13 protein-coding genes, 1 pseudogene and 1 riboswitch are annotated in these 15,771 nt (G+C 57.7%); of the genes and pseudogenes, 4 read left to right on the forward strand and 10 right to left on the reverse strand.

Features of this window, described 5'->3' with window-relative positions; translation table 11 throughout:
• Positions 1-18: 18 nt before the first annotated feature.
• The 8 genes from EFB11_RS05665 to EFB11_RS05700 all read right to left on the reverse strand — a co-directional run bounded on the left by EFB11_RS05665 (position 19) and on the right by EFB11_RS05700 (position 8,920).
• Positions 19-666 carry a riboflavin synthase gene (locus tag EFB11_RS05665; protein WP_122789315.1) on the reverse strand — a complete coding sequence of 216 codons (648 nt, stop codon included), beginning with the start codon at positions 664-666 and terminating at the stop codon, positions 19-21.
• Positions 647-1,753: a bifunctional diaminohydroxyphosphoribosylaminopyrimidine deaminase/5-amino-6-(5-phosphoribosylamino)uracil reductase RibD gene (gene ribD / locus EFB11_RS05670; protein WP_122789316.1), complete on the reverse strand. Its 1,107-nt coding sequence runs from the start codon at positions 1,751-1,753 to the stop codon at positions 647-649. Before ribD ends, EFB11_RS05665 begins: the two co-directional genes overlap by 20 nt.
• A 153-nt stretch (positions 1,754-1,906) precedes the next feature.
• A riboswitch (FMN riboswitch) is annotated at positions 1,907-2,021 on the reverse strand.
• A 64-nt stretch (positions 2,022-2,085) separates the two neighbouring features.
• Positions 2,086-3,156, reverse strand: a complete 1,071-nt coding sequence (locus EFB11_RS05675; protein ID WP_122789317.1) for a choloylglycine hydrolase family protein — start codon at positions 3,154-3,156, stop codon at positions 2,086-2,088.
• A gap of 211 nt (positions 3,157-3,367) precedes the next feature.
• Complete coding sequence (locus EFB11_RS05680; RefSeq protein ID WP_243115167.1) at positions 3,368-4,720, reverse strand: MATE family efflux transporter; 1,353 nt, start codon at positions 4,718-4,720, stop codon at positions 3,368-3,370.
• Positions 4,721-4,855: 135 nt separating this feature from the next.
• Positions 4,856-5,455 (reverse strand): DUF4125 family protein, encoded by a 600-nt coding sequence (locus EFB11_RS05685; RefSeq protein ID WP_164706618.1) that lies wholly within the window; start codon positions 5,453-5,455, stop codon positions 4,856-4,858.
• Positions 5,456-5,459: 4 nt separating this feature from the next.
• Positions 5,460-6,383, reverse strand: a complete 924-nt coding sequence (locus EFB11_RS05690; protein ID WP_122789320.1) for a DUF4037 domain-containing protein — start codon at positions 6,381-6,383, stop codon at positions 5,460-5,462.
• Positions 6,380-7,303 (reverse strand): tetratricopeptide repeat protein, encoded by a 924-nt coding sequence (locus tag EFB11_RS05695; RefSeq protein WP_122789321.1) that lies wholly within the window; start codon positions 7,301-7,303, stop codon positions 6,380-6,382. Before EFB11_RS05695 ends, EFB11_RS05690 begins: the two co-directional genes overlap by 4 nt.
• A 393-nt stretch (positions 7,304-7,696) precedes the next feature.
• Complete coding sequence (locus EFB11_RS05700; protein WP_122788753.1) at positions 7,697-8,920, reverse strand: IS110 family transposase; 1,224 nt, start codon at positions 8,918-8,920, stop codon at positions 7,697-7,699.
• Between the two features lie 342 nt (positions 8,921-9,262).
• On the opposite strand from EFB11_RS05700, the gene EFB11_RS05705 reads away from it, so the two are divergent.
• Both EFB11_RS05705 and EFB11_RS17440 read left to right on the forward strand, forming a co-directional pair.
• Entirely contained in the window at positions 9,263-10,447 is a 1,185-nt protein-coding gene (locus tag EFB11_RS05705; RefSeq protein WP_122789322.1) for an iron-containing alcohol dehydrogenase, read from the forward strand.
• 106 nt (positions 10,448-10,553) lie between these two features.
• Positions 10,554-11,864, forward strand: a complete 1,311-nt coding sequence (locus EFB11_RS17440; protein ID WP_330510684.1) for a DUF554 family protein — start codon at positions 10,554-10,556, stop codon at positions 11,862-11,864.
• A 37-nt stretch (positions 11,865-11,901) separates the two neighbouring features.
• Here EFB11_RS17440 and EFB11_RS05715 read toward each other — a convergent pair whose 3' ends face one another.
• Positions 11,902-12,084: a biotin/lipoyl-containing protein gene (locus EFB11_RS05715; protein WP_122789323.1), complete on the reverse strand. Its 183-nt coding sequence runs from the start codon at positions 12,082-12,084 to the stop codon at positions 11,902-11,904.
• Here EFB11_RS05715 and EFB11_RS05720 point away from each other — a divergent pair.
• Positions 12,075-12,206: pseudogene (locus EFB11_RS05720) on the forward strand (4-hydroxyphenylacetate 3-hydroxylase C-terminal domain-containing protein); the annotation flags it as partial. The gene EFB11_RS05715 and the pseudogene EFB11_RS05720 sit on opposite strands and share 10 nt — an antisense overlap.
• A 148-nt stretch (positions 12,207-12,354) precedes the next feature.
• Here the strand turns inward: EFB11_RS05720 and EFB11_RS05725 are convergent.
• Positions 12,355-14,070: a sigma-54 interaction domain-containing protein gene (locus EFB11_RS05725; RefSeq protein ID WP_122789324.1), complete on the reverse strand. Its 1,716-nt coding sequence runs from the start codon at positions 14,068-14,070 to the stop codon at positions 12,355-12,357.
• Between the two features lie 469 nt (positions 14,071-14,539).
• On the opposite strand from EFB11_RS05725, the gene EFB11_RS05730 reads away from it, so the two are divergent.
• A complete protein-coding gene (locus tag EFB11_RS05730; protein WP_122788497.1) occupies positions 14,540-15,748 on the forward strand; it encodes an IS110 family transposase in 1,209 nt (402 codons plus the stop codon).
• The last annotated feature ends 23 nt before the right edge of the window (positions 15,749-15,771 follow it).

Genomic DNA, 15,771 nt, shown 5'->3' on the forward strand with positions numbered 1-15,771 from the left:
TTGCTTCCTTTCTGTATCTCAGTAGCCGCAGCGGGCTAAAAAATCCATGGTGATCGCGCTGTCCTTCGCCGGTTCGGCGGCAGGTGTCAGCAGTTTTTCAACATATTTGCCAATGATGTCGGTTTCCAGATTGACCGAATCCCCCACCCGCTTGTCACGCAGGATGGTCACGGCCACCGTGTGCGGGATGGCCGAAATGGCGAAATCGTTCGCCGATACGCGGGCGACCGTCAGGCTGATGCCGTCGATCGTGATCGAGCCTTTTTCCACGATGTACCGCAGCAGATGGGGCGCGGCCTTGACCGTGTACCACACGGCGTTGTCATCGCGCTCAATCTGGGTGATGGTGCCCTGGCCATCGACGTGGCCGGACACAATGTGTCCGCCGAAGCGTCCCTGGGCAGCCATGGCGCGCTCCAAATTGACCGCGCTGCCTGCCCGCAGCTGGGCAAGGCCCGAACGGTTCAGGGTTTCGTGCATGACGTCGGCCGAAAACCCGTCCTTTTGCAGGCTGGTCACGGTCAGGCATACGCCGTTGACCGCCACGCTGTCGCCGATTTTGAGGTCATCCAGCACCGTGCTGGCCTGGATGTGCAGCACCGCCGAATGGGTACCCGGCTGGACGCGCGCAATGCGCCCGACCTCCTCAACAATCCCCGTGAACATGGGGTTCCACCTCGCCTTCGATCAAAATATCTTCTCCTAGCAGGGTCATGGTCGCGTGTTTCAGGTGTACCGCCTCGCTCGGCAGTGCGACGCCCTGTCCGCCGATGGGCGAAGGCGCTCCCGCCCCGCCGAACAGCTTGGGCGCGACATAGGCCTGCACCCGGTTGACGATCCCGCTTTCGAGCGCCGCGCCGTGCAAGGACGCGCCGCCTTCGAGCAGCACGCTGTCGATCTCCATCTGTCCAAGCCGCTCCATCAGCGCCGACAGGCTGACCTTTCCGTCCTGCTCGGGCAGGACCAGTACCTGACAGCCAGCTTCTTCATAGGCCGCACGGTGCGCAGCATCCGTGCAACAGGTGGCCAGAATGGTCGGCGTTTCGCGGGCCGTGCGCACCACCTGCGCCGATAATGGCGTGCGCAGATGGGTGTCGCAGATAACGCGGATGGGATTGCGGCCGCCTTCGATGCGGCAGGTCAGCTGCGGGTCATCGGCCAGCACGGTTCCCACCCCGACCAGGATGGCGCGGTAGCGATGTCGGTCGGCATGCACCCGGCGGCGTGCCTGCTCACCGGTGATCCACTTGGACGCACCCGTATGGGTGGCGATCTTGCCGTCCAACGTCATAGCGTATTTGAGCACCACATAGGGCCGCCCGGTCTGGATAAAATGGAAAAACACCGTGTTGATCGCCCGGCATTCGTCCTCCAGGACGCCAGTGTCGACCGTGACCCCATGCTCCCGCAGGATACGGATGCCCTTGCCCGCGACCTTGGGGTTGGGGTCAAGCGAACCAACAACCACGCGGGCAATGCCGCTTTCCAAAATGGCATCCACGCACGGCGGCTGACGGCCGGTGTGGCAACAGGGTTCGAGGGTAACATATAGGGTCGCACCGCGCGGCGACTCGGTACAGTGCGCCAGTGCATTGCGTTCGGCGTGGGCCTGGCCGCATTTTTCGTGATAGCCCTCGCCAATCACCCGTCCGTCGCGGACGATGACCGCGCCGACCATGGGATTGGGACTGGTCCAGCCGCAGCCCTGTTCGGCAAGCGCCAGGGCCCGGCGCATATAGGCTGCATCTTCCATCTGCATTCGCCTCCGGGAAAAGAAAAATGCCTTGAACCAAATGTTCAAGGCAGAAAAAGCAAAGACACCTCCCGCGCAAGCGTGCAAAAAACCCTGGAATGACAAATCATTCCAGGGCCTGAATACACCAAATTGCGCGCGAAATCGCAAACGTTTCATCTTCTTTCATCCAGACTATACTGTCGGCTTCGGAGTTTCACCGAATCATGCCTTGCGGCTCGTGGGCTATACCACCGGTAGGGAATTGCACCCTGCCCTGAAGATTCCAATTCAATTGATGTAAGTATAGTCCCCTTCCGGCCATCTGTCAAGCAGGAAGGGAAAAATTTTTTTCAGCCCGGCATCTGCTGCAAAAAATCAGGCGGGGTGTCCAGGTCAAACTGCACCGGGGTCGGGCGCTCCAAAAGGGCGGCCAGATCGACAAACCGCACCCGCTGATTTTCGTACGTGGTCCAGTAATACCGCCGCGATTCGGCGCAGGCAATGGCGGTATAGACCGTGTAATCAAACGCGCCGACGTATTGGTCGAGCACAGTCTTAGGCTCGGAATCGGCCACGCGCACCATCCCCAGCGGAAAGGCTACGCTTTGAAACAGCCGCAGCATACGCGAAACGCCCTGCGTTTCGTTCCGGCCCCGCACGCCGTATTTCCGCAAAAAGCACAGGCGGACAAACCGCGACGGCGAACCCCAGTCGCCAGGCAGTCCCTGCGCGCCGCTGCCCGAAAAACAGGGGGACAAATTTTCTCCTTCCCACTCCATTTCGCCGCGGTCCAAATCGCGTACGCCGGTGAAGTTCAGCAGATGCAGCCGGTGCCAGGGATAGGGGGGACTGTTGGTCATCACCCCCAAGGTGTTGCGGTACAGGTGCAGGCCGTCGTGGTCAGGTTCGATGACGATGCTCTCGCCTGTGCGGTCACTGAACGACCAGTGCAGGGGCGGTACGGTGCCGTACAGCGGCGCATTTACGAGCGTAACCGTGTGTTCCAGCCGCTGGACGACTTCGGCTACGCTCGCGCACTGGGCCAGACAGTCATAGACCAAAAGCGGCGGCTGGATCGGCTGCGTTCCCGGACGAGCGTCCGCCGGAAAATGGGCAAATTCCCGGTAGTAAAGCTGTCCGCCCATCAGACCGGCTTCATTGATGCCCTCGTACAAAATGGGCGATGCGGGCAGCAGCAGCCCAGTGCCCACAGCTGCATACACCGCGCAGCTTTGTGTCCCGACGGCCTGCTCGGCGCCGGACGCGATATACCGGTCATAGACCGTGCCGCGCGGCGCAAACGTCACCCGGCTGCCCGGCGCGATACGGTTATAATCAAAATTTCGTCCCCACAAATGCTTGCCATCCTCGGTCGTCCAGCTCAGGGCGCTGCACCCGGCGCCCATCCCCAAATTGCGCATATACTTGCCTCCTTTGGGGTTATTTTATCCCAGTTTCGCCGTATTTATCAAAAAAGCAGCACGTTTTCGTGCTGCTTTTTTGCGCCTGGGTACGCCTTTTGGAAAGTGGGAAGTGACCAAATGGCGACCCGGCTGTGTGTCCCGGTGTTTTTAGCATACTAGAAAACCAGCCGTCCCGCTCGGCTGCGGCTTGGATTTTTTGTGCTCAATCTCATACATGCCGCCGCGCTTCTTTGCGGCGCAGATGCACCCAGCAAGGAATGAGCGCCAGCAAAATCAGCATCCAGCTGATCGGATAGGACAGATAGACCCACTCGACCGGCACCCGACTGGTGTCCAGCAACCCGATCCACACCAGACGAAAGGCACAGGTGCCCAGCAGATTGATGATCACTGGCGCGATCGGCGCCCCATAGCCGCGGATGGCGCCCACAAACACATCAGCCACGCCGAAAATCACATAGGTCGATGCCACGACCGCCAGACGCACCGCACCCGCTTCAATGACAGCCGCTTCGTTGTTGTAGATGCTCACCAGCGGATGGGAGAACCACACGACCAGCACGCTTTGCGCGATGCCCAGCACCAGCGTGCACAGCACGCAGGTGCGCAGGATACGGCCCACCCGGTCGTGCCGCCCGGCGCCTACGTTCTGACTGATGAAGGTCTGTCCGGCCTGGTGGAAAGAATTCATGGCCACATACATGAAGTTTTCGATGCTTTCGGCGGCGCCGCACCCGGCCATGATGACGCTGCCATAGGAATTGATCGCGCCCTGGATGACCACATTGGACAGGCTGAACAGACAGGACTGCACCCCGGCCGGGATGCCGATGTGCGCCATCTCGACCAGGCCCCGTTTGTCCAGGCACAGCTTTTTCCATGAAAAATGCAGCTCGCCTTCGGTCCTGGACAGGCACAGCAAAATCAGGGCGGCACTGATCATCTGGCTGAGGACCGTGGCCAGCGCCACGCCGATCACATGCCAGTGCAGCCACACCACAGCCACCAGATTGAGCGCCACATTCACGATGCCGCTGATGAGCAAAAACAGCAGCGGCCGTCTGGTATCGCCCGCCGCGCGCAGGGCGGCGGCGCCATAGTTATAGAGCATGGAAAAGGGCGTCCCGACAAAATAGATTTGCATGTACACCTGCGCCAGCGGCCGCACATCATCGGGAATCGACACCAAATCCAGCATCCAACCGGTCGATACAATGCCGACTGCGCCCAAAATCACACCGCCGGCCAGTGCCAGCAAAATGGCGGTATGCAGCGCGCGGGTGATCTCCTGCGGGTGTCCGGTCAGCCCCAGATAGCGGGCAATGACCACATTGACGCCCACCGACAGGCCCATGAGCAAGGTGATGAACAGATTGATGACCGGCACCGTGCTGCTTACTGCCGCCAGGCTGGCATACCCTGCAAACCGTCCCACGACCACCACGTCGGCGGCATTGAATAGAAGCTGCAAAATATTCGAAGCCATGAGCGGCAGGCTGAACCACAGGATCGGGCCGAGCAGCGGCCCGCTGGTCATATCCATGGATGCGTTTCGTTTCACGCTGTTTTTCTCCTTATACGTCAAAATCGCGCCTGCCATCAGGCGCGATTACGATTGTAGCGGGTCGTGCCAAAAAAAGACACCTTTCCCCTGCAACATCTGAGCTACGGCAAAGAAATCCTGCGTTTTGGCAAACTAGGTCCCGCGCAATGCGTTTTCCGCGTCTTCCAGACTGGCATATCCATAATACGCCACGGTGTTTTGCAGGATGATCTCGTCCAAATTTTGTCCGGCGCGCGCAAGCTGTGCGGCATACGCAGTCAAAAGACCCAGCATTTTCCGTGAATAGGTTTGCAGTTCGCCCCAGAGATAGGTTTCAGACGATGTGACCTGCGGGCTGTCCGCCTGCCGGCGGATAGGGCGTCCCCGGCCGATGACACGAGGATAGCGCGCGGCCAGCCGTTCCATATTTTGAACATGGATTTCGCATAACCGGTCGATCACCGGCTTTTTTTCCGGCACCAACGGCGGCAGGTATGCCTGGATCGCCGCATATTCGGCCGGACAGGTGCGTGCCATCATATACGCATATTTTTCCTGCATGACATTGCGTCCCTGCGCGGCGGCCTGCTGCAGATCTTGCCAGTAACAGTCGCGCAGTTCCGGGGACCATGCTGCAAACTGGCTGGCACGCATGCCCGCAAACCGTTTGGGGTCATTTTGGCAGGCGGCCCGGCCACCGGGGTTATGCACCCGGTCGAACATCTTCCATTCCAGTGCAATGATCTGCTCCATGCCTTCATTCCTCCATGATGTGGGTTTGCCGCAGCGCGGGATCGTGAATCTGTCCCAGCAGTTCCTGCCCATGATCGAGCAAAAAGCCGCTGGAACTGGCAGACAGTCCCTGTCTGCGCAGTTCGTCTGCAATCGCGGCGCAAATGGTTTCGATCGTCTGCTGATTGGCCGCGCCATCCAGGCTGCAACTCAGCCGTTCGGTCTGCCGAGCGATATGCGACAGCCGGGGCAGATCGTATAAGCCGCGCTGCATCCACTTATAAAACGGGGCATAGCGGCGATTGAGCAGATACACCATCGACATGGTTGCCTGCAAAAAGGCTGCCAGTACCAGAGCTGCCGGCACATGCGCGCCGCGCCGCAGGCTGCGTGGATAATTATACTGTCCGGCTTGCGCCATGACCGCTGCCCGGGCCGCCATCTTTTTCAGCCGGATGTCCTCGGGATAACAGGTCAGTAGCCGCTGCCGCACGGCAGAAAAGGCCTCGGACGGGTCCCAAAACACCGCGCCATTGGTGGCTGTTGCCAGAAAATGCTCGGGCACACGCCGCCATTCATCCAGCGTGTGCGGTCCCTCTGGACCGCCGGTATACCGGGTATACCACCGGGGCATGCTCAGACAACCCACCCGCCCCTGACTATGCGGTCCAGGCTTGCGGGGTGGGAATCCGGCAATTTGTTGGGGCAGCTGGTCGTAGACCGCCTGCACCTGTGCGCCATATTGCGCATAATCGGCTGCGCTTAGCCAAATGCAAAACGCAGGACCCCAATCGTGATCGCGGGACCAAGCATCGTCAAACCCAAAGCATTCCGAGCCTTCTCCGGCCAGACCGACCGCCATCCGGGGCCAGAGCTCCGGAAACTTCTCTTCCAGAGCCGTCTGCCCAAACTGCACGAAATAGTACCGCGCCAGTTCCAGACCGTTCATCGTGCGTGCGCCTGCTGCATGCGTTTGAGATCATCTGTGACCGCGCGGGTGCGCTCATGGTCGGGTCCCAGCAGCGCTTCATAGATTTTCCCGGCCTTAACCAGCGCGGCACGGGCTTCCGATTCCCGTCCCAACCGCTTGTAGATCCACGACATATTTTGAAAAGTGATCGCATATTCCACGTTTTCACCGAAAAATCGCTTGGTATACGCCGCCGATTTGCGGTACAACGCCAGGGCCTTGGTAAAATCCCCCTCGGCATACAGCAGGGCTGCCAGACTGTTCAGCCCTGCCGCATAGTGGACATTTTCTTCTTCTGCGCACTTTTCAAATTCCTGCAAAGCCCGCCCCAGGCTGGCCATCGCCTGCTCCCGCTTGCCAGCGGCATAATACAAAGTCGCCAGATTGTTGTAAGTGACCGCGACCTCCTGCCGGCTGCCCGGCATTTTTTCGATGCGCAGCAGCGCCCGTTCCAGACAAAGGATGGCCTCATCCAGCCGCCCCGCCTCCCGATAGGCGAGCGACAGGTTGTTGAGCACACTGGCGTACGCGTAAGTTTGCTCCTCGCCCAGTGCGCGATAGATGGCCATGGCTTTCTCAAAATCTTGGATGGCCCGCTCAAAATCTCCCATCAGACGGTAGGTGCCTGCTACATTGTTTAAAATGGTCGCATACTGGCTGCACGTTTCCCCCAGCTGACTGGCAGCGCACACCTGGGCCCGCTGAAAGGCTGCGAGCGACTGGGCATAGTGCCCCGCGCCCCGGTAAAAGGACCCCAGTTCATTGTAGACCGCGATCTGTTCTTCGGCGCCTTTGGCCCAGGCGGCACTCCTTTGCAGGAAGTGCTCGGTCTGTCCCAAATCGCCCCGGGCATAATATCCATCGAGCTTTTGGTAAAATCCGTCTAAGGTATCCCACATACGCAACCGCTCCTTTTCCCGGCGATCCGGTTGTTTATTTTTTTATTATACGGGTGCGAACCGGCAAATGATTTGCCTTCTCTCATATCCTTTTTGCCGTTTGCGGCACATCGACAGCCAGAAAAACAACAGGAGAGATGCGGCAAAAAAAAGAGGAAAACGGGCACATCCGAAGCAAAGCGCCCCTCCTATAATGGAGACAAGGTAGAAGAACATTCTCTCTACGCTGGACTTTTAGTCCAATGGTATGAAGTCAAGTAGGTGATGCAAGAAAATTTCAAATGGGAATGAGTAAAAAGGACCATGTAGGCAGGAAAAAGACAACACCAATCCAAGCCCTGTCCCTGAGTTTTTTGAAACAGGGCCTATGCGCCAGAGCGGCAAGCGGTACGCTCAGCCCTCCGGCAGGATATACAGGCGGTTGTCCTTCAGCAGCCGAAAGATCAACCGAACCAGTTTTCTGGCAGTGAGAGCGAGTGCGCGTTTATGCTGATACTTGTTGACCTCTTGATACTTGAGGTCATAGTAGCGCCGGAACTCGGAATCGCATCTTCTCACAGAGTTGGCGGCTTCCAGCAGGTAGTAGCGGAGATAGCGGTTGCCGGACTTGATCATCCGGGAGTGTTCAGCCTCAAATTCACCGGACTGGTGCTGTGTCCAGACAAGGCCGGCGAACTTGGCAACCGAGGCTTGAGAGCTGAAACGGTGAATGTCGCCGATCTCGGCGATGATCCCGGCGGAGTAGACCTTGCCAATCCCGGGGATAGAGGTCAGGGTGTTGGGAATGATTTCAAACTGCTGTTCAATGGCCTTGTCCAACACCTTGACCTGCTTTTCCAGAGCCCGCATAGAGGCAATAGAGACTGCCATCGCCTGATTTACAGAATTGTTCACAGTAACAGGCAGGCGGTAAGAGTCTCTGGCGGCAGTTCGAATAACCTTGGCTTTGGCAGCCGGGTCAGCGAAGTTTCTGCCCTTCTCATCCAGAAAGGCAGTCAGTTCGTCCAGGTCGGCGTTTGCCAGATCATCCACAGTTTCAAACCGCTCCATGAGCGCGATAGTGGTGGCGCTGGTGTTCTGGATGTCCTTGTCCTGGGCTATGCCGGAGCATTTGAGGAATAAGTAGTTAGCGAATCTCTGTTTCTCCCGGGTCAGGTTTTGGATCACGTCAAACCTGGCCCTGGTAAGGGTCCTGAGCGCCTGGTAGCGGTAGTCGTCCATATAGACCTCCTTGGCGATCCTGCCGAAACGGAGATGGTCGGCAATCACAAAGGCGTCCACAAAGTCATTCTTGGGCAGGTCGGGATAGGCTTCCTTGAACTTTTTGACCTGCTTTGGATTCAGGACATGGATCTTCCGCTGGAACCGGCCCAGGCTGCCATCCTCCCGGAGAGCGTAAACCAAGCTGTCTCCGTAGATGGAGGTGGCCTCCAGGCCGATCACCACATCGCTGAGCTGCATGGAACGCAGTGCCGACACGATCTTCTCTGATAACAGTTTAGCACCACCCAGGTTGTTCTGTATGGAAAAGCTGGAGTGCTTGCTGCCGTCGGGTTTCATCAGGTAGGCCACATTGTTTCTGCTGCTCACATCAATGCCAACGAATAGTGGGTTCATAATTTTCACCTCCCCACATGGAGATTTCAGGCCAGCAGGCTTTGAGATACCCATGATAACCGAAGCATCCGCAACCTCGCGTATCAGAATCATTCCGGGGCAGACCAATGCGAAAGCCCTCACTGCTGAAAGGGCGGCCTTGCCTCCGGCAAACAGCCAATGAGTTTGCAGCTGACTTCCGGCTCAGGGGAACAGACTAAAAATGAAGCAGCCTTGTGGCTCAACAAGGAGGTGGAGAGCTTGACCCTGCTGTCCTACAGCTATTGTATCACGGGCATCTCAATGCCTGCTGATGCCTGAAATTATTAACTTTGAATCTTATTATACGAGGAGGTTTCTTGTATGGATAATTTTACGTTTTACAGCCCGACTTATTTTGCATTCGGCAAAGGCACGGAAAATGAAACCGGTGCCTATGTAAAGAAATACGGCGGCACCAAGGTGCTCATTCACTACGGCGGCGGCTCGGCCAAGCGCTCCGGACTGCTCGACCGCGTGGAAGCTTCGCTGACCAAGGAAGGCATTTCCTATGTGGAACTGGGCGGCGTCAAGGCCAGCCCGCTGAGCGACCTGGTTTACGAAGGCATCGAACTGGCACGCAAAGAAAAGGTGGATTTCATTCTGGCTGTTGGCGGCGGTTCGGTCATGGACTCGGCCAAGGGCATTGCACTGGGCGCGGTCTATGAGGGCGACTTCTGGGATTTCTACTGCGGCAAAAAGGGCCCGGTTACCGAAGCGCTGCCGGTGGGCTGCGTGGTCACCATCGCTGCGTCCGGCTCGGAAGGCTCGACCGACTCGGTTGTCACTCTGGTCACCGAGGACGGCAACCAGTATAAGCGCTGCGCGGACGGCGACATCCTGCGCCCGCTCTTTGCCATCATGAACCCCGAACTGATGATGACCCTGCCGCCCTACCAGACGGCCAGCGGCATTGCCGATATCATGGCGCACTGCATGGAGCGCTACTTCACCCACACCAAGGATGTGGAACTGACCGACCGTCTGCTCGAAGCGGTCATGATCACCATGATCAAGGAAGGCCGCCGCGTCATGGCCAACCCGATGGACTACGAAGCCCGCGCCAACATCATGTGGGCAGCCATGATCGCCCAGAACAACTCGACCGGCGTTGGCCGTGCGCAGGACTGGGGCACCCATCACATGGACAATGAGATCGGCATCCTTTATGGCGCGTCCCATGGCGCTGGTCTGGCGCTCCTGTTCCCCTACTGGATGGAATACGCCATGAAGACCCAGGGCACCGAGCGCTTTGTGATGTATGCAAACCGCGTTTGGGGCTGCCAGATCGACTTTGAGCATCCGGAAGTGACCGCTATGGAAGGCATCCGGTGCTTCCAGCGCTTCATGAAGGATATCGGCATGCCCACCACCATCAGCGAGCTGGGTGGCAAGGAAGAAGATATCCCGAAGATGGTGGAAAACATGTTCCACGGCGCACCCAATCACGGCAACTTTGTCAAACTCACCCCCGAGATCGCCGCGGAAATTTACCGCATGGCGCTGTAATCCGGTTCTCTCCCCAAGGGACTCTCTCTTGTTTGTGTGAAGCGCCAGGGCCTGCCGCGGCAGGCCCTGGCCAATACCCGCCAAAATCCATGAAAGGGGTATGGGCATGAAATATTTCACCGAAATCGACGCCGTGGAAGGGCTGGAAGCGGTCGATGAGACCGACGGCATCATGCTGACCGGCGAAGAATGCCTGATGCGTACCGAAGCCCAGCGGCTTTTGATGCAAAGCCTGCTGCTCGATCCGCCCGAAACGGCGGACGATGCCCGTTTGGGGCAGCTTTTCCGCATCCAGACCCGGCTGTGGACCGAAAAGATCGCAGAATGCGCCCAAGTACAGCTGTGCATCCGCCTGCCCGACCGGCCGCTCGATGCCTTTCTGCCGGGCACCCCGGCCGAACGGTCCCGCCTGGCTGCGCATCTGTCCCGTCCGGACGACTGGGTGAATGACCGCATCCAGACGCTGCACGCCATCAATCCCGACCTCAGCTGCCGCGGCTGCCGGATGATGATCGCCAATCCCCTTTTGTTCCAGACCTTTCTGCACGCGCTCTTCGAGACCGCGCAGGGCTGCGGCGTGACCCGTCTGTCCATTCTGCTGCCCTTTGTCGCCGACAGCCAGGAGGTGGTCTATCTCAAGGGCATCCTCGACGGTTATGCCCAGACCTACGCCATCGCCTGCACGCTCGGCATCGAAATCGCCACCCCACGCGCGGCCTGCATCGCCGGGGTACTGCTGGGTGGGCTGATTGGCCTACTTTGCGGCAAGCGGCTCACCCCCCGGTATCAGGATACGCTCATGCAGGCCACCGGCCTGTGTATTTTATTTGTCGGCATCGGCGGCACGCTGGAAAAAATGCTGACCGTCCAAAACGGCAAGCTCACCAGCGGCGGCACGGTCATGATGGTGCTGTGCTTTGCGCTCGGCTCGCTTTTGGGTGAAATGGCCAACCTGGAAGGCCGCATCGAACAATTCGGCGCCTGGCTGCGCCAAAAGACCGGCAACGCCAAAGACCCACACTTCGTCAACGCCTTTGTGACCACTTCGCTGACCATCTGCATCGGAGCCATGGCGGTTGTCGGCTCCATTCAGGACGGCATTGCCGGCGACTACTCGACTCTGGCGCTCAAGGCAGTGCTCGACATGCTGATCGTCTGCGTCATGGCCGCATCGCTCGGCAAAGGCTGTCTGTTTGCCGCCATCCCGGTCGGTTTGTTTCAGGGCTCGATCACGCTGCTTTCCCGGTTTTTGCAGCCCATCATGACCCAGCCCGCGCTGGACAACCTGTCGCTCACCGGCTCCATGCTGATCTTCTGTGTGGGCGTCAATCTGATCTGGGAGAAAAAATTCAAACCCGCCAACATGCTGCCCACCATTGTGGTGGCAGTCATCTGGGCCTGGATGCCCTGGGCATAAACCAAAGGGGACGCCGAGTACGGCGTCCCCTGTTTTGTTATTTGATGATTGCCAGCAGTTCGCCCGCCTTGACCTCGGTATTTTCCGAAACCAGAAGGCTTTCCACCCGGCCATCGACACGTGCCACGACCGAAGTTTCCATCTTCATTGCTTCGATGACCAGCAGGACCTGGTTTTGTTCGACCTCGTCGCCTTCGTGTACCAGTACACGCGATACCATACCGCACCGAATCCATGCACGGAGCCGGCTCTCCGCAGGCGCAGCGCATCATGATCGCGCGCCAGGGCAATATCCAAGGCAAAAAACAACTGGCCAAGGACATTGCCGGTATCACCGACTGATTTTTGCTCCCATCTTTCTCAATCCCATTTCCATAATTTCTTTGGCTTCCGGCAGGTTTTGTTCTGCCGGAAGCGCCCCTTTTCAGCGTCATGGTCTGGCAGAAAAAAAGCAGCCTCCCAACTTGGGAGGCTGCCTTGCCGGACGCCTTTACTCGCCCTGCAACAGAGCAGGAATATCGATCTGATACCGCTTGATACGGTATTGCAAATTTTGACGGCTCATATGCAGCACACGGGCGGTTTCTGAGATGTTGCCGTGATGCTCCCGCAGCGCTTTGCAGATCGCGCTGCGCTCGATGCCTTTGATGGTATGCGACAGCGACGGCCCGGATGCAGCCGGCGGCGGCGCAACCGGTGCGGCAGGCGCCGCATCAATGTGCCGGGGCAAATAGTCGGGCGTGATCGTGCAGGCATCGTCGGGCAGGATGTTCATGGCGTGCTCGATGGCATGCTGCAATTCGCGCACGTTGCCCGGCCAGGCATAGCCCTGGAAGATGTGCAGAGTCTTTTCATCAATGCCTGCCACATTGCGCACGAGTTTTTCGTTGCATTGCATGATAAAATGCTTGACCAGCAGCGGGATATCCTCCCGCCGTTCGCGCAGGGGCGGCACATTGATATTCACGACCCCGAGCCGGTAAAACAGGTCCTGCCGCAGCTTGTCCTCGGCAATGGCCTGATACGGCGGGATATTGATATTGGACAGCACCCGCACATCCACCTGGATTTCAGACGCCCCGCCCACCCGGCGGATGACGCCGTCCTGCAAAACGCGCAGCAGCTTGGACTGCAAACTGATGTTCATGGAATTGATTTCATCGAGCAGCAGGGTGCCCCCATTGGCCTGCTCAAACAGGCCCGGCCGCCGCTCCGCACCGGTATAAGCCCCTTTTTCGGTGCCGAACAGCAGGCTTTCCAGCAAATTTTCCGGAATCGCCGCGCAGTTGATGGCCAAAAACGGTCCATCTGCCCGCCGGCTGGCGTTGTGGATGCTCTGGGCAAACAGCTCCTTGCCGGTTCCGGTCTCGCCGTAAATCATCACCGAAGATCCGGTCTTGGCCACCTGCCGGCACTGGGCCACTACGCTGCTCATGGCCGGACTGATGGAAATGATATCAGTAAAGTGATATTTGGCCGACAGCGCGCTTTTGCCGCGCGTACCGGCCCGGCGGTCGGTCAGTTTTTCCTGCAAATCGATGATCTGCTTGTGCAGGCTGTCGACCGTGCTCCAGTCCTCCATGATGCTGAACCCGCCGAGCACCTGGCCGTTCTGCACGATCGGATAACTGCTGGCGACGATGTCCACATCTTTGCCATAGCGGGTGGTGTAATACTGCCGCACATTGCGTTTGATCTGCTTATCCCGGATGGTCTGGGGAACGATCAGTTCCGACCCATCGCGGGTGGCGTATACATTGGAAATCCCATTGCCCAAAACATCCTGGGTGACGATCGAATCCATCTTGACCGCCGCGTCGTTGAGCAGCCAGATTCGGCTGTCCGCATCGCACAGGATGACCGATTCGCTGATCTGGTTGATGACGTTCATCAGCATATCGTGGCAGGCATCCTTGTCGGCCGCCCGGAATACGACCAGGCGGCAGCCCTCGGGCAGGTCCTCGGCCGCAGGGGATGGACACCGCAGCAGGTATTCCCCAAATGCCACGCTTGCATAGCGGACTTCCTCCGATTCTTCGCAGAGCGGCGCAGCCAGGTCTTGCAGCCGGGTCCCCGGTAATTTGCCTTGTCCATGCAGTAGGCGGTCGCCCATCGCATTGACCGACACAATGGTGCTGTCCTCGGCGATCAGTACCGCGCCCAGACGGCACTCCGACAGGGTCTCCATGATCTCTTGATAACGCATGCCGCCTGCTCCTTTCTCCCCGCACGGGGACGGTCCTTATAAAAGCGACTGATTATCTTTATTATATACGATTTTCGACCAGTTGCCAATACGCCAGACGCAGCCCTTGCCCCAGGACGGCGATCTGTGATACGATAAGAAAAATATTATCTATAAAAAATTTTATTGCATACAGGGGCAGTCGTTTTCCCCTCCTATTACAATAAATTTGGACAGGAAAGCCGGGCAGCCAGTCCGGCTTTCCCTCCATCTCGTGCCTAAGCTACAATGAGAGGAGCAACTGGCTGACCTATCCCTCCTTGGGCTTCTATGTCCGTTGGAAAGACTGTTAGCCATCCTCTTGTTGTAGCGTTCGATTTAAGCAGGTTGAGCCACCGGATGCCGGAGAGTTCGCGTCACCCAATAGATTGAATCGGCAGCGAGAAAAGATGGACTCCGGTTGCAGATTCTTTGTATTGGAGGAATATGGATGAACTGCGTTGGCATCGATGTTTCCAAAGGGAAAAGCATGATCGCCGTCATGCGGCCTTTCGGAGAAGTGGTGGTTTCACCTTTTGAAGTACGTCATACCGCCAATGAACTGAGCGAGCTGGCAGGGCTACTCAAAAGCTTGGACGGCGAGACCCGTGTGGTGATGGAATCCACGGGTAATTACCACGCGCCGGTGGCTTGGCTGCTCCACGACGCGGGGCTTTATGTTTCCGTAGTCAATGCAATGTTGGTACACGACTATGGGAACAACAGTTTAAGACGGGCCAAGACCGACAAGAAGGACGCTATAAAGCTGGCCAACTACGGCCTTGACCACTGGCTCACGCTGCCGAGATATGTCCCGGAAGAGGACACTCGTCTCATGTTGAAGGCTTGCTACCGGCAATACCAGCAGTATTCAAAAGTACAGACCATGCTGAAGAATAACCTGATCTCCCTGCTGGACACTACTTTTCCAGATGCAAACCGCCTGTTCACCAGTCCGCCCCGCGACGATGGCCGCGAGAAGTGGATAGACTTTGTAGCTACTTTTTGGCATCGCGAGTGCGTTTGTGACCTGTCTGAGAAGGCCTTTGCCGCCAAATACCAGAAGTGGTGCAAGAAGTACGGCTACAATTTCAGTGAAGGCAAGGCGCTGGACATTTATGCCGCCGCCCGTGGGCACTTCGGTGTCATGCCCAAAACGGATACGGCAAAACTTTTGGTGGAACAGGCTATTTCCCAACTCCGGGCAACTTCCTCCGCATTAGCTGCTCTCAAACAGGAGATGCAGTCCCTGGCGGCTTCTCTGCCGGAGTATCCTGTGGTGATGGAGATGTTTGGTGTTGGCCCTACTCTCGGCCCTCAACTCATGGCTGAAATTGGCGATGTGCGCCGTTTTCATTCCAAGAAAGCGCTGGTGGCCTTTGCGGGCATTGACGCCCCACCCTACCAATCCGGCCAAATGGATGTCCGTAGCCGCAGCATTTCCAAACGCGGATCTGCTTCGCTGCGCAGAACGCTCTTTCTGGTGATGAGTGTCATCCTACAGCATGCTCCAATGAATGAGCCGGTCTACCAGTTCATGAACAAGAAACGCTCCGAAGGCAAGCCCTACCGTGTCTACATGATGGCCTCCGCAAATAAGTTCCTGCGTATCTACTACGCTTCTGTGGAATCCTACTTGGATTCCCTGGAACACGACTGATTTTCTTGTGCTATACCATCTGG

It is taken from the genome of Intestinibacillus sp. Marseille-P6563 (assembly GCF_900604335.1).
Lineage (GTDB): Bacteria > Bacillota > Clostridia > Oscillospirales > Butyricicoccaceae > Butyricicoccus_B.